General features: G+C 44.9%; 12 protein-coding genes. 4 read left to right on the top strand and 8 right to left on the bottom strand.

The annotated features are described in order from the left end of the window. Positions 1 to 11: 11 nt before the first annotated feature. The 4 genes from MKY73_RS13395 to MKY73_RS13380 all read left to right on the top strand — a co-directional run bounded on the left by MKY73_RS13395 (position 12) and on the right by MKY73_RS13380 (position 8,799). Complete coding sequence (locus MKY73_RS13395; protein WP_339307998.1) at positions 12 to 1,154, top strand: glycoside hydrolase family 88 protein; 1,143 nt, start codon at positions 12 to 14, stop codon at positions 1,152 to 1,154. Positions 1,155 to 1,387: 233 nt separating this feature from the next. Continuing rightward, positions 1,388 to 6,472, top strand: a complete 5,085-nt coding sequence (locus MKY73_RS13390; RefSeq protein ID WP_339308581.1) for a pectinesterase family protein — start codon at positions 1,388 to 1,390, stop codon at positions 6,470 to 6,472. 34 nt (positions 6,473 to 6,506) lie between these two features. Continuing rightward, positions 6,507 to 8,120 (top strand): glycoside hydrolase family 43 protein, encoded by a 1,614-nt coding sequence (locus MKY73_RS13385; protein ID WP_339307997.1) that lies wholly within the window; start codon positions 6,507 to 6,509, stop codon positions 8,118 to 8,120. Between the two features lie 418 nt (positions 8,121 to 8,538). After that, positions 8,539 to 8,799 carry a hypothetical protein gene (locus tag MKY73_RS13380; protein ID WP_339308580.1) on the top strand — a complete coding sequence of 87 codons (261 nt, stop codon included), beginning with the start codon at positions 8,539 to 8,541 and terminating at the stop codon, positions 8,797 to 8,799. Between the two features lie 73 nt (positions 8,800 to 8,872). Here MKY73_RS13380 and MKY73_RS13375 read toward each other — a convergent pair whose 3' ends face one another. From MKY73_RS13375 to MKY73_RS13340, 8 genes are all read right to left on the bottom strand, one after another. Then, complete coding sequence (locus tag MKY73_RS13375; RefSeq protein WP_339307996.1) at positions 8,873 to 9,271, bottom strand: RDD family protein; 399 nt, start codon at positions 9,269 to 9,271, stop codon at positions 8,873 to 8,875. Positions 9,272 to 9,552: 281 nt separating this feature from the next. Further along, positions 9,553 to 9,996, bottom strand: coding sequence for a hypothetical protein (locus tag MKY73_RS13370; RefSeq protein ID WP_339307994.1), 444 nt, complete (start codon positions 9,994 to 9,996; stop codon positions 9,553 to 9,555). A gap of 365 nt (positions 9,997 to 10,361) precedes the next feature. Continuing rightward, the gene (locus MKY73_RS13365; RefSeq protein ID WP_339307992.1) at positions 10,362 to 12,869 is read right to left on the bottom strand and encodes a WG repeat-containing protein; all 2,508 of its coding nucleotides are present in this window, start codon (positions 12,867 to 12,869) and stop codon (positions 10,362 to 10,364) included. Between the two features lie 161 nt (positions 12,870 to 13,030). After that, entirely contained in the window at positions 13,031 to 14,431 is a 1,401-nt protein-coding gene (locus tag MKY73_RS13360; protein WP_339307990.1) for a hypothetical protein, read from the bottom strand. Positions 14,432 to 14,444: 13 nt separating this feature from the next. Continuing rightward, the gene (locus tag MKY73_RS13355; protein ID WP_339307989.1) at positions 14,445 to 14,987 is read right to left on the bottom strand and encodes a sigma-70 family RNA polymerase sigma factor; all 543 of its coding nucleotides are present in this window, start codon (positions 14,985 to 14,987) and stop codon (positions 14,445 to 14,447) included. Between the two features lie 224 nt (positions 14,988 to 15,211). Beyond that, positions 15,212 to 15,490, bottom strand: coding sequence for a hypothetical protein (locus MKY73_RS13350; RefSeq protein ID WP_339307987.1), 279 nt, complete (start codon positions 15,488 to 15,490; stop codon positions 15,212 to 15,214). Then, positions 15,477 to 17,309 carry a hypothetical protein gene (locus tag MKY73_RS13345; protein WP_339307986.1) on the bottom strand — a complete coding sequence of 611 codons (1,833 nt, stop codon included), beginning with the start codon at positions 17,307 to 17,309 and terminating at the stop codon, positions 15,477 to 15,479. The genes MKY73_RS13350 and MKY73_RS13345 overlap by 14 nt, the downstream gene beginning before the upstream one ends. Before the next feature lie 4 nt (positions 17,310 to 17,313). Beyond that, positions 17,314 to 20,868, bottom strand: coding sequence for a DUF4132 domain-containing protein (locus MKY73_RS13340; RefSeq protein ID WP_339307985.1), 3,555 nt, complete (start codon positions 20,866 to 20,868; stop codon positions 17,314 to 17,316). Positions 20,869 to 20,877 lie beyond the last annotated feature (9 nt).

Genomic DNA, 20,877 nt, shown 5'->3' with positions numbered 1-20,877 from the left:
GAAATCTACAGATGCTTGAGAAGAAATCTGCTAAAGATCTATGGGCAGCCAAAACAGCCGCATCCATTATGGAGCGAACCCCTAAGCTGTATGAAGAGAATGGGCATCACGGCAAGTGGTCTTATGATTATGGGGTAGTGCTAAAAGGATTTGAACGGTTATGGCAAGCGACTGGTGATGAGCAATATGCACAATACATCCAGCACAATATGGATTATTTTATTCAAGGTGATGGATCGATTCGGGGATACCGGATGGAAGAACATAATATTGATCATTTGAATAACGGCAAGCTGATGTTCGGCCTGTATGACAGAACAGGGAACATAAAATATAAGCTTGCGACAGGTCTGTTACGTGAACAGCTTGTGACTCACCCGCGTACGTCAGAAGGAGCTTTCTGGCACAAGCAAGTATATCCCTATCAGATCTGGTTGGACGGTCTCTATATGGGCGCGCCTTTCTATCTGGAGTACTTGCTTCGCTGGGAGCCCGAAGAGGGCTTGTTGAACGATGTAACTAAGCAATTTATATTGTGTGCCCAACATACCCGAGACGATGCTACAGGACTGCTCTATCATGCTTGGGATGAACAACGCGTTCAGCCTTGGAGCCATTCAGTAACAGGACAATCACCCAACTTCTGGGGCAGATCTATCGGTTGGTTTGTTATGGCTTTAGTGGATGTTCTGGATTTATTACCAAGCCATCATCCCGATTATCGCAAGTTGGTTGATATCTTCACAGATACGATGACTGCGCTGCGCACTTATCAGGATACAGTTAGTGGGGTATGGTACCAGGTGGTGAATGAGGGAGGTCGCAAAGGAAATTACCTCGAAGCATCAGCATCCAGCATGATTGTCTACGCGATGGCCAAAGGGGTTCGCCTTGGATGGTTATCAGAGGAATGGGAACCAGTACTGCATCATGCTTATGCAGGATTAATCTCTGAATTCGTAATGGAAACCAATCAGGGCTGGGTGAATCTCTACAAAAACTGCCAGGTTGCAGGGCTCGGTGGAGATGCAAGGCGTGACGGAAGTTACGCGTATTATATAAGTGAACCGATTATAACGAATGATCAAAAAGGAATGGGCGCTTTCTTGCTCGCATGTACCGAATACGAGTACCTGCTGCATGCCAAAGTTTAATGAACTATGACCGAGACCCGTTGGATCGGAAACCTAGAACGTGATCGCAGGAAGAGTACGGATAGGTTTCGGATTACAACGGGTTTTCGCATCCTTAAGCTGATAACGCTTACATTATTTTGAGGAGGTGATGCCAGATCACAGATAGGTTTATTGCATAATATCTGGATTTCAGTGAGGTAACATTCTGCACAAGTACAAGTAAACCGAAGGAGGAAGATTCGTTGAAAAGAATGGTATCATTCGTATTGGTCGTTGCGATGTTATTCAGTTTGCTGCCAGGTATGGTTGCTGCAGAAGATGAAGCTGCTCCATTATTGCCCGCATTTCCCGGTGCTGAAGGCGGCGGTAAGTACGTGACAGGTGGTAGGGGAGGTTCAGTATATGAAGTGACCACCCTTGCGGATTCCGGCCCTGGATCACTTCGAGATGGCGTTAGTCACAGCGATACCACGGTAGTATTCAGAGTGGGGGGAACGATTCATCTGGAATCACCTCTGGCGATTACCGGTTCTAATATCACCATTGCCGGACAGACAGCTCCAGGAGAAGGAATCACTGTATCGGATTATTGGACTACTTTCCAAGCGGACAACATTATCATCAGGCATATGCGCTTCCGGCTCGGGGATAAACACCCAAGTGAGGATGATGTATTTGGTGGGCGATATCACAAAAACATTATGGTCGACCACTCTTCATTTACCTGGTCTGTTGATGAAGTGCTAAGTATGTACGCCAACGAGAATACAACTGTGCAGTGGTCTGTTATCGCGGAGAGCATGCTGATGACTACACATCAGAAGGGGCGGCATGGATACGCAGGCATCTGGGGCGGGAACAACACCTCCTTCCATCATAACATCATTGCTCATAACGTAAGCCGTAACCCGAGATTTGCAGGAGCTCCTGGTTTTAATACCGAGTCCTACAACAATATTGTCTATAATTGGGGGTTCTTCTCTGCTTATGGCGGTGAGGAAGGCAACTATAATCTAATGAATAACTACTATAAATACGGACCGAATACGTATCGTAACGCCCGGGATCAGATTTTCCTTGATGTTGCAACTGATACACGATTACATGTGAGTGGCAATGTCGTGGACAGTTATCCCGACGTCACAGCGGACAACTGGTTAGGTGTGGGAGAACTTGCGAATCCAGATTCCAAACTGCTCTCTCCTGTGCAGATGGCTAATCCCGCATCCATGGACGAAGCTGAAACAGCCTATGAGCAAGTTCTGGCAAAAGCAGGTGCAAGTCTGCCTAGACGTGACGCCATCGATGCCCGAATCGTGAATGACGTGAAGAATCGTACTGGACAACATATTAATTCACAAAAGGAAGTCGGGGGTTACCTTGAGTTCGAGGAGACTGCTTCAGTTCTGGTTGACTCGGATCATGACGGTATGCCTGACGAATGGGAGATTAGCAAGGGACTCGATCCTAATGATCCTGCTGACCGCAATGAAATACATGAATCAGGTTATACCTATCTCGAAGTATATTTGAACAGCATAGCTGGCAATGGATCTATGAATCCTACGGTTGAAATTCAATCACCTGCCAACCATACCGTTCAGACTGAAGGGTCTTCCGTTGAGATCACCGCTTCTGCCTCTGATGTTGATGGTAGCATTGCCAAAGTGGAATTTTACCAAAACGATGTGAAACTGGGGGAAGATGATACAGCGCCTTATACGTTCACATGGGGAGATGTGCAGGATGGCACGCATTATCTCACCGTGCGAGCGATTGATGACTCAGGGACTTCAACGCAGTCCAACAATGTCACGGTACACGTTCACAAGCAGAGTAGTATTTCCCCTTGGTCATCCAACGATATTGGAGAACCGGGCATTACGGGTCATACCCAATTGGGGGCTGACCATACTGACGTTACGGTAAAATCAGCTGGAGATATTAGTGGAGAGACGGATCATTTCCACTATGCTTACCAGACCTTAGAGGGTAATGGTGAGATTGTAGCTAGAGTTGATCAGGTGACAGCTACCGATAATGGAGCCCAAGCAGGTGTCATGATTCGTAAAAGCCTAGATGCGTCATCTCCGTTTATTGCCGCCATGGTCGCTTATGTGAAGGGAGGACAACAAGCGGTCAGCCTCGTTCGTGATGCAGCGGGCAACGAAGTTGTGCATCAGGAACGAGGCAGCATGGTCACACTTCCGTATTGGGTAAGGCTTGTACGACTCGGTGATCAAGTGACTTCACTCGTATCCAAGGACGGCTACGATTGGTTTGTTATTGATTCACAATCATTACCAGCTGACGAAACGGTCTACATCGGATTAGCAGCCGATGCTTCCAAACCGGATGATGAAGTTGATAAGCTCAATACATCAGTTTTCTCCAATGCATCTGTTCAGGAGTTGCCTACTGATTTCCCGACAGCACCTACTGAACTTATAGCTGAGCCAGACCTCAAGTCGATTCAGTTACATTGGGATGAAGTGCAAAGTGCGGACTCTTATTCGATATATAGAGCAGAGATTCCTGGTGGTCCATACACTCTGCAGCAAGAAGGGATTACGACCACCACCTACACAGATCCCAATCTTACTGTAGGTAAATCCTATTATTATGCAATGAAGGCTACGAATAATCATGGCACAAGCTTCTATTCCAATGAGGCTAGTGCAGCAGCGGAAGGAGAGCCAGAGACCATCTATTACATGGATGATGACTTTGAGGATAATGAGATCAATACAACACCAGCAAATTACATTGTACAACCTGACCCACAGACGAACGACCTTAAAGTCGTTGTTACCCCGATTCCCATAGGAACTACAGGAAACTCGTCTACTAAAGCACTCATGTTATATGACAATGGGGCTGGGATCGCCCAATTCGTAAGATCATTTCCACCACAGCGGGGAAGTTTTGTGTTTGAGGCTGATATCATGTCTCAAGGCTGGCCTGGCACATCAACCGTTCTGCAATTGCAAAATGGAACGGGCAGTCGCTCCGCACTCTCCATTGAGCTACGCAAACCTTCTGCTCCGGTAGCAGAGGATCAATATACGCTAATATACAAAAAAGACGGCAAAGATCACAAATTAATGGATGCACCGGTCAATAATCAATGGTACAACTTCAAGATCGTTGGCAATGTAGCCTCACAAAAAGCGGATATATACGTTGATGATGTGCGCGTCGCAGATGATGTGCCGTTCCAGGCCGATGTGACTGCCGAAGGTGTAGGACGAATGTTTGCCAGAACACCAGGCACGGGTAAAGGCACATTGTTCTATGACAATGTCAAACTCTATGTTGAACCTGTTAGTTCTCCTAAAGGTCTCCGTACCGAACCAGGCAATGGTATGGTGAGATTGCACTGGGAGGAAGCGGACGGAGCTTCTACGTACAATGTAAAGCGTAGTATCCAGTCCGCGAACGACTATGAATTGATTGCTACTGAATTAACGGAGACAACCTACATTGACGAAGAGGTCAACAATGGAACGACCTACACATATGTCGTGACGGCCGTTGGCCCTTTGGGCGAGAGCGGTAATTCCAATACGTCTTCAGTGACACCTTCAGAGGATGCTGTACGACCAGAAATGCCTGAGAATCTGATGGCTGTTGCGAGAAATGCACAGGCAGATTTAACGTGGGAAGAAGTTGAAGCAGCTAACTACTACACGGTAAAACGCAGTTTGCAGACTGAAGGCTCGTATACAACGGTGTCATCTCGTACGGCTGTTCCTACGTTTCGGGATGGGGGACTGGATAACGGTACGACCTACTATTACGTTGTGTCTGCGACTGGTATTGGAGGAGAGGGGGCAGATTCTACCCCTGTTGCTGTAACACCGACCATGGCTTTATCTACTCCCCAAGTCACAGTAGAGTCTCTTCCTGAATCCGTTTCAATCACGTGGGAAGCGATAGAAGGAGCTTCGACTTATGTGATCAAGCGTGCAACGTCCCTGACTGGAACTTATGATGTCATTGCTGATCAGGAATCTGGAACTTCCTACTTGGACACAGGACTCGTAAACGGTAAGCCCTATTATTATAAAGTGACCGCACTATCTCAAGGCACACGAAGCCTTGACTCCGCAGCCGCTGGCACACGACCAGCAGTGGATGATGGTAGACCTCAGACCCCGTTAGAGATTCGTGCCGAGCCAGGAGAGAGTGCAATCACTCTTGCTTGGCAAGAAGCCGAGGGGGCTGAGGAATATGCAGTGAAACGAAGTGAATCACCCGAAGGACCATTCGTTACTGTAGCTTCCAATGTAAATGATACTTCATTCTCTGATACACAGTTAATCAATGGCACCACCTATTATTATGTCATTACGGCATTAAATCAAGTTGGCGAGAGTATGTCATCCGCTCCAATATCTGAAATTCCTGCACCGGTTCTAACCGTGTCATCTGATGGAAGTGCACAATATGAACAGGTTCAGGAAGCTATTCATGCTGTTCCAGACAATAGCACGCTTCCTACCATCATACGAATCAAGGACGGAATTTACCGTGAGAAGCTGGACGTACCGTCCAGCAAAAAACATCTGCGTATCATTGGAGAGAGCCGGGAGGGCACTGTGCTGATCTACGGTGATTCTGCCAGCACATTGGATTCTTCCGGCAATGCACTCGGTACCTCTGGTAGCTATAGCTTCCGGGTGCAGACAAACGATTTTACAGCTGAGCATCTGACGATACAAAATGATGCTGGCGACAATGCAGGTCAAGCGGTTGCTCTGCTCGCTCGCGGCGATCGTTTGGTATTCCGGGACGTTAGCTTGAAAGGGTGGCAGGACACACTTTATGTGAATGATGGAAGGCAATATTATGTGGACAGTTATATTGAAGGTGATGTCGACTTTATATTTGGCAATGCAACGGCATTGTTTGAGAACAGCGTCATTCACAGTTTAAGCAATGGTTACGTTACTGCAGCATCCACTGCGGAAGAGAAGTCTGGTTATGTATTCCTGAATAGTCGCATTACTGGCGATTCAAGTCTTGCTGGTACCATACCTCTTGGCAGACCGTGGAGACCTTATGCCAATGTAGTCTATATCAACAGCTATATGGATAGTCACATTAGTGCATCTGGATGGAATAACTGGAGTAATCCGGATAATGAACGTACAGCACGTTTTGCCGAATTTGCCAGTTACGGGCCTGGAGCGAATCCCAAAGCACGTTTTAACTGGACGACTCAGTTGACGACGGAAGAGGCAGAGAAATATATGCCTGCCCAGCTCTTTGCCGGAGCGGATAATTGGAATCCGGCCGCAGAACTTTCACTCGTGCAAGAGAGCGCTGATTAATGATCCATAACATTTGAATGAAGGAGAACTTGACGTGAAAACATTTCGCAACCCCGTGTTGCCGGGATTCCATCCAGATCCGTCGGCCATTCGTGTAGGAGAAGACTATTATCTCGTTACGTCCAGTTTCGAATACTTTCCCGGCGTACCGTTATTCCACAGTAAAGATCTGGTTCATTGGCAACAGCTAGGTCATGTTCTTGACCGTACTTCACAGCTTAATTTGGATGGAATTATGCCTTCTCGGGGCATTTGGGCTCCAACAATTCGGTATTATAACGGCACATTCTATATGATTACTACATTCGTTGATAACGAAAAGAAGGAACATAACTTCTATGTAACCACTACTGATCCGTCAGGTGATTGGTCTGATCCCATCTGGTTGGACGATGCCCCAGGTATTGATCCATCCCTATTTTTCGACGAAGATGGCAGAGCGTATTATACAGGAAACCGGATTCCACCTGACGGTCAGGAATACCCCAAACATATGGATATCTGGCTTCAAGAAATTGATCTGGAGCAAGGCAAGCTCATCGGCGAAAAAGTAAGCATATGGCAGGGCGCGCTTAAGGTGGCTCATGCTCAGGAAGGACCGCATATCTATAAGAAGGATGATTGGTATTACTTGTTGATTGCGGAGGGGGGAACTGGACATACGCATGCCGTGACCATCGCGCGTAGCCGTAACATTACAGGTTCTTACGAGGGGCACCGATCCAATCCGATTTTGACGCATAGACATCTGGGAAGAACGTATCCGATTGTTAATGTAGGACATGCAGAACTGATTGAAACACAGCAAGGTGAGTGGTGGTTACTATGTCTGGCATCCAGAACAGCCGGAGGTTACTACCGAAATCTGGGGCGGGAAACATTCATGGCACCCGTAAAGTGGGAACAGGAATGGCCTGTTGTTAGTCCAGGAGTGGGCAGATTGGAGCTGGAAACGAGATCACCTAACTTGCCTGAAGTGCGGTGGCCAAGTGAACCGATTCGGGACGACTTCGAAGAGAGTTCTCTATCTCCTACATGGAATTTTCTGAGAACGCCGCGCGGAGAATTTTGGAGTATGACAGAACGACCTGGGCATTTGCGTCTGCGATTGAAGGAGGAGCAGCTGACGGAACTGAGCAATCCTGCTTTTGTTGGTCGGCGGCAGCAGCACCTGACGTTCAGTGCATCTACAAATATGGAGTTTAAGCCTCAAAATGAGGGTGAAACCGCAGGTCTGACCTTATTTCACAATCAGGATTATCACTTCCGAATGGAGCTGGGATTGGAGCAAGGAAAACCTGTTATTCGTCTTGTAAAGAGGGAGGTAGGGGTGGATAAACTTCTGATCTCTCATCCATGGAGCGATCCTCATATTCAATTCAAGGTTGTTGGACATGAACAGGAGTACAGCTTTTATTATCGTTCCAATGAGTGTGCTTCGTGGGGTGTGTTATTCGAAAAAGCCGATGGTCGATTGCTTAGTACTGATCGTGCTGGTGGTTTTACTGGAACCTACATTGGTCTTTATGGAAGTAAGCAAGCCAAACTAGATTTAAATGAAGCGTTAAATCAAGATGGCAACCATCATCATGATCTTTCATATGTTGATTTTGATTGGTTTGACTATAAAGAAATTGCAAAACAGTAGAAACTTCAATTAAGCGATCTAGAAGATGTTGGTCTGATAGAGATCAACTTGGATAAATTACCTTGGGTTGGGGAAAGACCCTCGTGTCGGACAGCGGGGGTCTTAAAATTGGTATTCCAACTATGCGTTTGTCGAGGGACAAGAACATAGTCCGATTGCCGATTAGGCGTATATCTAACTAGCTTTTTAAACTACGTGTTTAGAGTAACTCCTATCGTTCTATGGTAAAATTAGATTGGGAAAGACGAAATATTATCTACATTAATTATATAGAAAGTGAAGGAGATCGCTAATCTCATGAGTAATGATCCTAATAATTATAAATTTTCAAAAGTTAATTCCCATAGGAAATGCAGACATAAAAGTGTATAGAGAAGCCTTAGACTTTGTATTTGACGAACCCAATGGTTAAAGAAATATAGCTATAACAGGTGCTTACAGTGCCGGAAAAAGCAGCGTTATTGAGACATACAAGAAAGAGAGAAGTAATCATAAATTTCTACATATCTCACTCGCTCACTTTGAAAAAACGAATGTAGTTAAAGACGGGAACGAAGATGGAAATACGATAAAAGATTCAGAATTAGAGGGAAAGAAAATAAATCAGTTAATTCATCAAATTCCATCTGAGAAGACTTATACATATGTACAAAATACGAGTTTTGTGAAACAGTACTAATGATTAAAAGCTGCACAGTTGATTTAAACCCTGTACAGCCATTTCTTCAATTCTTTATAGTTCTCCGATTTTTTTAATCCCAGACTACTTCTGTTCCTGCAATAAAATCATGAATCGCACGTCGATCCTCACGCAAACCAACCATAAAAGCACTCACAATAACTCCGATACCCAAAGTTATTACATACACGAGTCCAGCCACAACAACTCGCATTAGCATTGTACCAATTTTGGGCGGTTCGTGTGTATCGTAGCTACGGATTCGAATTCCACATATACGTTTTCCAATGGTTCGACCATACCAGTAAACTGGTAATAAAATTGAGTATAACGCACTAAGTAGTTTCGCAATCGGCTCATCCGCATCAAAGTTGCCGGTAAGAACACCCGCAATAATCACTAAAGGAATTGAAATAATAAGACTATCCAGAATGCTTGCTCCTAATCTAATCCAAAAACCTGCTTTATACAAAATACTTTCCTCCAAACTAAAATTTTAAACTAAGCGGCTAAATTTCTTCATAAACTCCCTTCATTAGAAAACATCTAAATTTATGTACACAACTCAAATAGTATAACACCTATTTACGATATAACTCCTATTTTTCTCATTTACCTTTGTGAATTTTATTACAAACTATTAAATTTCATAACTGATGTCGTCCATGTAGCTTCTGTCTCATAATAACAAAATAATAATTATGTAAACCAAGTAAGGATATCTAACAGAAGTTAAGTACTATTCTGTTCACTCTACATCTGCCCTCTTCGCCAAACCTTATACTCCACAATGGCATAAATTACACCGGCGATGGCAAAGATCCAGACAGATGTCATTCGATTAAGTTCATATCCATTAACGAAATATGGATTGTACATTTGATTAAAAACCCACAACCCTCCCCAACCAAACCCAATCATATATATGATAGTTCTCACTGTAAGAGAGCGTACACATTTCCACATCAGCCATGAGATCGGGCTTAGAATCACAACATAAAAAGCGAGTATATATTGACCGAACCCAAGCATAAGCGACAAAATATATATCAGGACTCCTAGATTACGTAACCCGTAGTACTCTGTTGTTGTTATTTGATACCCTTCAATCCTTTCAAGAACGATAAGTGCTGTGAAAAAAATTCCGATAAATATAAGTCCTAATACCACAAATCGTTGAATCGCGTTCACCAACATCTGATCACCACCTCAATGTATAAACGCAGCCGGAACCGCTCAAATTACATGATTTCGAACAAACAACACAAACAAACAAGCGGCGACTTGTTTCTATTAACGTGAACTCATAGCGATGGCTCTGATTCAACTACTTTTGTTCTTCTAGAATCATCGTACCCATGCAAAAGAAGTGTTGTGGGAGAAATTGTTTTTACTTGTATAGATAAATATGACTTTTCTATTCTCTAACTCCCGCAATATCTTTCATTTAATATAGATAAATATGAGAATTGGCTACTTACATCATTAATCAGTAAAAGCCGCCATCGTTGATGGCGACAGAGTTCAATCGATCATGGTGGGTCATGCAATTAGAATGGCACTCAACTATGAAAAGCTCTCCAGAACGAACCTCCTGTATTAATGATATCTTTGATCTGCACAAAAGGAATCGTAAACGTTGGAAATCCCGCCGCATACGGTGCAATATCATATGGATTGAAATAAAGATGCAACGCATCCGCTGTAACAAAAAACTGCTGATCCGCACTAATACCCTTGTAAGTGTCTGGAAACACATAAGAGTATTGAGGATCATTTTTGATCTGATCCCCCACAATCTGGCTTAACACTTTGACATAGTCACTATTCGGTTTAAATAAATCTTTCAGCTCATACAACTGACCGTTCGTCAGATTAATAATCGCATAGATCATCGTAGGCATACCATGCGCTGCACCAGCCGGGTAGTTATAACCTGTGAGTTGCAATTGCAATAATTGCTGCTGATAGAACGTGATATCAAAATCCCCTGTATACGTGTAATCTAGCTGCTGATCGGCAGGAATCGGTTTAACCTGAGAGAGCTCCTTCAACTTGGCATTCAGCGCAAGTTGCTCCGCTTGGTTCGTGAATCCTTCCACTTGCGGATAATATACGAGATAGTCCCTGTTCGGTTTGTACTTCTCTTCGCGTACACGGTACGGCGGATGAAGTGGAACGATTGTATTTTGCCGCCAGATGATCTGTCCTGCCCGGTTCACATAAGATAAGCGCTGGTCTACATAGGCTTTAATCAGATCTGGTGCCACGACCTCCAGCGTACCCGAACCTTCTACATAAGGATACCCAGCGGCAGGCCTACCACTCAGATCCAGCAGATAGGTCTGTCTTCCGTCAGAAGCTGATGCAAGACCGTTTGTATAATTGCCTACATCACGATAGAAGAACTCCGTAAGCCTTCTACCGTTCGTCTCTGCAATCGCATATACAGAGCCAATATAAGGCTGCTCCGAATTAATGGCTTGCCCGAGCGCGTAACGATGCTCACCTAGTTCACGGATGTCATTATAAGCGGGTTGAATGATAAATGATCCTTGCGTATTAATGACACCATAGTTCGATTTGTAATCCTCCGCTGTATTGACAATCGCTTGCCCGCCACTAAAAGGAAATGCCGATGAAAACTTGGGCTGAATGCGAATATTCCCCCGTTCGTCGATATACCCATATTTGCCAGAAGCCTCTTTTTGAAAAGCAAGCAGTCCATCCCCCAGTGGTCCCACATAGGCATAGGGATAAGTAGCGAGTCGTTGTCCATTGCGATTAATAAGCGCATATTCATTATCTTTGATCTGCACAACCGCTTTGCCATCTTGAAAATCATTCCCTGATGTGAACTGTGCCGGTATCACCTCATTGCCCGAAGCATCCAGATAACCATACAGACTCACCGTTCCATCTGTCTGACCAGGGTTGGAATCGTAAAACAACGCTCGGCCGTCCTTCATATTCGAGATATACGGGTATGCCCGTTTGGTCAGAACTGTGCCTTGTTCATTAATCATCTTAAATCCTTGAGAATCAATGGTTATCGCCCGTTCTTCAGAAAAGGAATTGATGGAATCGTATACAGGTTGAACGACATACTGCCCCTGAAGATTAATTACGCCAGCATGACCATCCTTCACAACCACAGCCAATCCATTGGGCTGGAACGCTTGCGCGTCATCCAGAACTGGCTCAAGCCGAATGTGACCTTGGGCATCCATATATCCCCAACGCGTCCCATTCGTGGTTCGAACGGAGATGGGGTATAACCATGTTGTTACCCGAGCATGGCTTATGGGGACCATCGCCTGCTTAATTTTCTTTTCCAGTTCCTGTAGTACTTCCCTGGAAGGATACGCTTCCGGGAAACGGAGTGCCTTCTGAACTGAAACGAGTCCTGCCGGATACTGACCTGCATGGTACTGAGCATCCGCAAGGTAATACCAGTAGAAGATATAATCAGGGTATTGTTGGGTTAGTTGCTCGTAATATTGCACCACTTTGGGATAATAGGCTACATATACGTCCGGTGCAGGAACCCATTTCCCATTCTGCCATCGGATAATCTCCGCACGATAAGCTTCACCTGTGTCATGTATCCAGAGTGCAATCTCCACCTTGCCATCTCGACCATGTGAACCAGGCATATCTATAATCTCCGCATAGCTATAATATAGATCGTCAGGCGCCAGATCTTTGAGCCCTGATTCAGTCCACTCATATACGGCCAGCTTAGACCAGATCGATCCAATCCGCCAACCAATGATGAGATTGTTCCTTGCCGTTGAAGTTACAGGGGCAGCAGTCATTAAAGTCACCCCATAACCCAATCCCTTAATTAGTGCCATCTTGATCCAATGCCCTTGAACAAATTTCAGAATGAGCAAATACAGCTCACCATTCAACTGATAGACTGCAGCAATCTCCGGCATACCGTCACCGGTAAGATCTGCCGCATAGATTGCTTGATGTTGAACAGGTTTATCAATAGTGACGACCGTTGCACCAGCCGGAATATGTTGATTCACAATCTGCGTTAACAGCGGTTCGCTCATGGACATCTCAGTTTCCTCCCTTATGACCGCATTCGCCTAATGGTATGCGTCATAAATCGGGATATGACATGTAATTCATTTTATATAAGTTGGACTTAAAAATATTCACACTTACAACTCCGGTGACAAAACCGCCTTCCGATCACTGCTATCCACTTTTAAATTATTTATCTATCTTGCAAAGTCACTTTCTTTCCATTGAGTAACAGGTAGCTCACATCGTTCACCGGAATGGTCTTAGGGGATATCCACTTAATGAGATCCTGATCAAGCTGGAGGAAACCGGATTTGCCAGTCAACTTGGTACCATCCTTCAGGTGAACTTCAATACTCAGATTCTCCATGTGAATCTTGCTGAGTGCCTCACCTGTAAGTGTGACGCCAACCGAGGAAAGAGTTACATTTGCCTGTGAGGCTCCATTTGCATCAAGCTGAATGTTTCCTTTTTTACTCAAAGCATTTTGACCCAGGTTGAAAGTAGTTTTCCAATTCCCTTGTACAACTTCACTAATGCTCGTAAAGCTACCTTGAAGTCTCAACGGATCTAATTTGTCAACAGCGGACAGATCATACACATACTCAATGTAATCCCCACCAATGTCTACTCCATTTTTCATGAATCTCCCGTAGCTAATGGAATATTGGGGAATATCGAGCTTTTGACCTTGCTCATCCGTGAAGTAGAAATATCCATGATTATATTCGCCAATCTCATTATCTGGATTAATCTGAATGTGTAACTTGCCATCCACAAAACCCATATTGGAAATATGCATCCATGCGATGCCCTCAATAGGGATATTCGTTACATCCTGATGCAATACCGGAATTGGATCGGTTTCCATCTGAATATCGGTTTTACCTCCCAAGCCACTTATACGATCTTGATTCAGAATATCATAGTCATTAATTTTCTTATCTTGTAACAATCGATCCCAGTCTACTTGGACATTGTAACCATCTTGACGAGAGGTACCTGACATCAGCGTATTTACCTGAACTGTAATTCGATTTTTGCTGACTTTTCCTTGAATGAGGAATCGGACAATAGCCGTTTTATTAGCATCATCGTAATGAATAATCTGAGCGTTGTTTGCATTACCTCCGGTTACCCTGTAATCATATACATCCAATGTATCGTCAATGCGATGACCCGTCAGATCTGATAATGAAACATAGATTTCCGTTGTATCTCCGTCTCTGACAGCACCTATAACCTCCATTCGAATCCCTTGATCTTCACTCACCTGATGAACAGGCTGAAGAATGCCAATCCGATCTGCACCTAGAAAATGAAGAATAGAAGGCAGATCAATGATGCCCACAGATGCAGCTGCACCTGTAACAAGAAATAACGATAACGCAGCGGTTACAGGAATATAGATGGCTTTGCGATACTTTCTTCCCCTATTCATGGACTTCTTAGTCTGTGCAGATGGAGCGGATGGATATAATGATGAATCTGATCTCGTAACGGTTGGTGGTTCATTCATCGCCAATTTATCATAGAACAACTTTTTAATATTAAAGAGGTTCTGCTCAGTGAATTCTTTCTCGGATTTTCGCATTTGATCGCCTCCTTTATTTCCTGTTCATCCACCATGTCCTCAATCGTTGCCTGGAGCGATAAAGCTTGTTATGGACTTGCCTAACGTGTAGGGACAATGCTTCCGATATCTCATGGGGTCTCTGTCCTTCGTAAAACCGACGTTTCATAATCTCCCGTTCCGGTTCTGGAAAAGATTCAATCATGTGATTAAGTTCCGTATATGTCTCTTTACTGATCATCTGAACCAACAAATCATCCGTTTGCACCGAATGAATCTCCTCTACATATGTAAGCTCAGTTCTTCGATTAAGTTTCCGGTAGCGATCAATCGCTTTATGTTTTGTGATCGTTGCAAGGTGATTTTTCAAGCTACTTCGCCCAGATTGGAATGCATCCGGATTCTGCCAAAAAGCAAAAAATGTATCTGCTACGCATTCTTCAATCTCTTCTGCCGATGCATGATGTAGGATAGAATGAGCAATCTTCCATAACAAACCTGCGTAGTGGTTCATCACCCATTCCATGGCTTCAGGATCACGATTCACTACTACCTTCCGTATCTGTTCTTCTTCCACGATTATATACCCCTCCCTTCCATGCGCATATGAGTAACAAATGCTGGTGTTGATCCGTGCTTCCTACTTATATTCGTTTGAGAAATGACTTTTACTTACTCCACGATAAAAAAAGATTTGCAGTGACCTTGTGGCCTTCTGCAAATCTTCTTATTTCTATGCTATATCTTATTTTCTACATCATATCACTTCATGTGCCTTCGCTTCGCGGTTATTATCCAGTATCACGTCTCTTCTTGCACACTAAGCTGCACATATTGCGTGAGACGGCAATACTGAAATAACAGCATCTCTTCATTACCTTGTCCCAGAGCCACGCTACGCCCTTCCTTGATCATGTGATTCAACAACTCATGCAGGAAACTCATATGCAACCGCATGGATTCAGCTACGAGCTGCTCAAGAACTTCAATATCTCGGATCGCAAACTGGGATAACCCCCGCAGGAGCAGCTCTTCAGACCAGCTGCTGATTCTTTGCATGAACTGATTATGCTCTTCCAAGTATTCCCATCCTTCCATTCCCGATATCCAGTTTCAGACTGAGCACCGTTTGACCCTTCAGGAAACTGATTGGGCTAATCCGTTTTGGTTCCACACGCACAAAGGCATAGAAGTGTTCAAGCGATTGGGAACCATATCCTGATTCCAGTCTTTGGATCATTGTCTGCCAATCCGTTGAATACGGGAGAGTGAGAGTCAATAGTTCTCCATCGGCACTCTCAACCTTGAGGACAAGATCTTGCGTTTGTTTGACAAAGTCATGCTCCACAATCCGAGCAACTTTGATCACAGCCAGCCGTTCTCTTGGCGCAGCGAATAAGTCAAATGTTCGCGATTCCTCGTGAAGTACAGACGATGCATTTTGCATGGTTTTGCCCATTTGCAGTGTCTCCACCCCCGAACGCGGCAAAATGGTAAGCTTGGCACCTTCCCCGGAAGATATCCGGCGTTCTTCATTCACTTTCACGGATTGCAATTGAACTTCTTCACCCGCCAGCTCACGAAAGGTCAGATGAGGCAGCCATGGGGTGAATGCTCCATAATGCTCAGTATATGAGAACTGCTGATCATCATAATACACAGCACGTACATCACTATAGGTGTAGATCTCCTCATCATCGAAACCATAGAAATAATAGGTGATACCACGGAAACCGGATCGCGTCTCCCATGCATCGGCTCCCAGTCCATATAGGTGAAGTGAAGGAACCGTATAGTATTTACTTCGAAAACTGCCAATGAGCTGACTCTGTTGAATGGCTGACACCTGTTTCTCTTCAAGAACCTGGAGTGCAAGATACAGCTTGCTTACCCGATCCAGCATGGATTGCATGGAGAAACGGATATGTCTGTTGAAAAACAACTGTAGTTCGCCTTGAATCCCTCGCAGACTGCGTTCGATGTCGGGCAGGTTGCCACTATGGGCTGCAATGGCCAGTGTCTCCAGTTGTGCCATATAGGACTGCGGAAGACGGGCCAGTCCCGTCTTCAACAATCCTGCCAGCATCACGCGACATTCCTGCACCGTCTGCAAAGAGAACTTGGCTTCGTACACCCGTCCGCTTAGTGCACCCGTATCATCCAGCCCTTTTAGTGCACGATATCGCAACAACGCTTCAAGTTTGGCCATCTTTCCGGCTGTCTGCGGTACCTTGCATAACGCTTTTGCAAGGCTGGCTTCCTCGGTAAAAGACACCTCCATATTATGACTTGTCAGCTGTACCGTAAGAAGTGAATCTTCAATGATCTTGACCTCTTCAGGGTATCTTAAACGGAATACTACTTCCTCTATCATGGAAGAACTATACGACTTCATTAACACGGTAAGGTCAGACTCCGTCATCCAGCGAAAGCGAGACTCGACCGCACGAGATGCTTCATGCGCAACTTCGCCTGGATCGTCCAAGTTTGATCCTGCGTTTGGTACAGAGTCTGTTACTGTTACACCTTTTGTTACGTCCAACGAATCATGTTCCGTTATCCCTGTGTCTTTATCCGGCATTTGCTTCTCGTCAACACGGATGGAATCCTCTAACGAATGTTCCCTTTGATCATATAGTATGGCGATCAGCACGTGCTTGCAGATATGCTCTGATGGACAGGAACATTCCCAATGATCCAGCGTATTCTCAAGCGTACAGTGTGTCCCATCACTTAACTGGCAACTCACGGATGATGCATTCCATTTGTACGTGACACTTACTCCATTGTCCAACTCTTTTATAGACCTTTTGTACAATCCCTTGTTTGCGTAACGGATCAGATAATCCTCTGTGCAGAGCCTCGAAAAAATCCGGAATTTCTCCTTGAATGCACTCACGTCATCAACGCCCCGTTGCTCTCAAAATATCGTAGATCGTTTCACTGAATACGCGACCTGGAACATTACCCAGCGCAATCGGTTTATTATCACCGTAGTAATAATATTGCTTGTTATTAGGTTTGAAGAAATGTAGCGATTCCAGGGTAATGTCATCCAATCCCTCGTAATACGAGATACTCGTACCGCTGAATTGCAATTCGGCAACAAGATCTCCGTACTCTTTATAAAATTCATGATACCAGCCGCCGTCCTGTGCCTGCCCTTTGATCCAACCGTATTTCTCCAGCGCTTTGGGGAAAGACGTTGGTGAGAAATCAGACTCAGGCAGTCGATCGTATTCATTCTTCGTCTTGTCCTCATCTTCTGGCTGATGGATTTCACGACTTAGTTGTTCAAACGGCTGCTTGATCTCGTAATCCTCCAACTGCGTTGTCCAACCTTCAAGCGTCGCCTGATCCAGTTCCAATGGGTGTACAAGTCCCACTTGTGCACCTGAAGGCAGATCAACCTCATCCTCATCCACGGAATTAAAGGTACCGTCCTCCATATAGCGGAACGTACTAATCAGAGCGCCATCCTCATACGTCCCCCAGATCAGACCAACAGCAAATTTTTGCATGATGACATTATCGACAAACAGGGATTTCCACTCATCGGCAGACCACAGACGTTGCTTGGACAATGACTCTTCCAGACGCTGCGCCTGAATGTTAACCATGGTTTTGAGATCTTTTTTCAGCTGCGTGAAACGCGCCTTGGACTGTGCTGCGAGTTCAGCATCGTCTTTCTGTGCAGGAGCAGGCAGACTCTTCACGGATTTGCCCGTTTCTTCATTGAGTACAACCACTTGCAGGTCTCCATTCACCTTAACCAGGAAGGAACGCTCTCCGTAACTTAGCTGCATCGTTCCTTTTTCATCAAAACCAAGCGTAGTGACCAGCCGATCCTCCAATTGTTCCGAGGTAAGTCCCATATTATCGGCTGCAAGCTGCAAGGCTTCTTCTGCTGCACCTTTCACTTGGCGGTTCTTCACGCTACGTTTGATCTTGTCAATCGCCATAAGAGCGGACGGATCTTTCAGATAAGCGAGCACTTTTACAGCATCCGCTGCAATCGCACCACGACTGTTCTCGGTCCATTCCTTGATTTGCGGAGCCAGAATGTTCACAATCTGAATATCACCAAAGAGTGCTGAAACATACATCACCCACTTTTCTTTCGCGGGAGCACCTTCCTGAATCCAGACCTGAAGCAATTCACTTGCAAAACGAGCAAGCGATGCCTCACTTACGTAGTCCCGTAATTCATTTAACCTTTCATTGGGACCAGATGTATGATCCAGCGATTGCACCAAAACATAAAGTTTGATTCGGTCATCTACCGGCTGATTATCCTCTGTTCGTATCAGGGAAGGGATATCTTTCAGGGACAACCAGCTTAGTCTGGACAGCTTTTTGCTATCTGCCTGATCAGCGAGCGCAGCATGAGCATACTCCGGACTCAGATCTGCGGTATCGAGCAGAATTTGAATCAGGTTCTTCCAATCGGCTGCCTTCTCTTTCTTCAGGAGCTCGCCGTACAGCTCTTTGCTGTTTTCCAAACTGCGGATTGCGGTCAGAGCCATCTCTTTAATTCCCGCTTTTTTCTCCGAAAGGTATACGAGCGTATACAAGTCCTCATCAGGAATCCGATTGAATTCGGCTAACGCCACACCATTGGCCTTCTTGGACGAATCCTGCAATCCAGCACGAATCGCTTCGGCCAGTTGTTTCTTCGAGAGCTCATCACGCTGTTCAAAGGTAATCTCCAGAATTAAAATGCGCGTATCCGTTGGCAGTTTCTTGTACTGTGTCAGTGCATAGTCCAGATTCTGCTGGATGATTCGGCGGTATTCGTCATGTGGCATGGTTTTGTATCTGTAGTCGGTCATGCCATTGAGAGAGATCAGGCTGGTCAGCAATTTCTCACGTTGTACCTCAGGATCTTGCCCATAACGTTGAAGCAGTTTCTCTCCACTAAACGCGTATGAGTTATACATGTCTGAGACAATATCCAGCGTCCAATCGGGATGAGTGGTTAATATTGCGAATCTGCGCATCGCTTCCGACTCCATCGGCAGAAAACTAATACTAATGAGATTATGAACACGCTTCTTGTCCCGATTCAGTTGATTAAACAACGCGCGACTATTCGAGTCTTGCCAATATTCCTCAAGGGTGTTTTCCCCACTTAAATATCTTGCAATCGCAAGTCCCTGCCGTCCCCCGTCCAAAGGATGCCGCAGAGCGCTGAATACGGCTTGCTCCAATGACTCCTCCGCATTGGGCAGCTCCAATCCCTGATCCTCCATGAATTTTTGAATGCAAAGTTTGAGGAATGGCGTTTTGATCAACTCGTAAGCTCGAATTGCTTGTTCAGGATGATTCGTGACCGCGGATCGTAACATGTTCCAGGATATGGTATACATATTAAGCTCGTCCCGCAGCATTTCAACCAACTGATAAGGCTCATCCAGAGGTACAAGTCCAGCAAGCAGATCATTGGGACTCTTTGCTCTCGGGTCCATACTCAGCAAGTAACTTCGAACTTCAAGTGGATAAATCTCATGTAACTGATGCAGGGTATGCAGCAAAACATTCCCGATCTCACTCTTTGCATCAAGAAACCGTTGTTTGCCTCCACTAATATTAATCAGGTACAACAAGGCACTGCTCACCAGTACCATCGTTTGATGGAATACAGCGTGTGAACATTGCTCTTTTGGCGAGAAAGATGTATTGGGATACAGCTCAGCTATGAGCTGACTACGCTTTTGCTTGAGGAATTCATCCTTCAATTCTTGGGAAGATCCGTTATGCTTCCCTTGAATGTTACTGACCACTATAGGTTCGATCAACGTATGTAGCTCATTCCGCAACTGATCAGGATCATTCGCCATCACATGTTGAAACAACATTGGCAACGATTGAGCAGAAGATTCAACCTCTGCATTAGAAGAGGTATCATTCAGCTTCGAATATAGTTGCAGGAGCATTAATGCATTAATAACATCCCGATAATCCCCCTGACTGTCCGCTTTTTTGGAATCAAAAAGCCACTGGGCACGTTTTAATTTGCTCTTCAATTCAGCCAGAATTTCGTTCTCGCCTGCAAACTGTTTGATTTTCTCCAACCGGGCCAACAACCCGCCCATGCGATCAGAACTTTTGCTCTTCCCGCTTAAGCCGTAGGCTTCTGAATCATTTCCCATACAGATGGTAAAGGCATCCGTTCTCCATGTATTTCTTTTGGAATAAGTCGATTCCAGATATATCACAATAGCCCCGGCACGGTAAAAGATGTCTCCGTCCTCTTTTTTGGCGAGCTTCATGAGCAGATCAATCGTTTGATATACATAATGACTCGAATTTCCCAACATATCCGGGAACTTGTCTGTCGTTCCCAAGACATAATCAATAATTTCGGAGCTTCGATCTGTTTTTAATGAATACTCGTTTGAACACGTTACTGCGAATTTCTCCACCAAAGTTTCTACTGCACGATCTGTGGTTAGCATTACACATTC

The sequence above is a fragment of the Paenibacillus sp. FSL R5-0519 genome (assembly GCF_037974275.1).
Classification (GTDB): domain Bacteria; phylum Bacillota; class Bacilli; order Paenibacillales; family Paenibacillaceae; genus Paenibacillus.
Note: the sequence above shows the minus strand (reverse complement) of the source record. Positions and strands in the feature narration are given on the sequence as shown.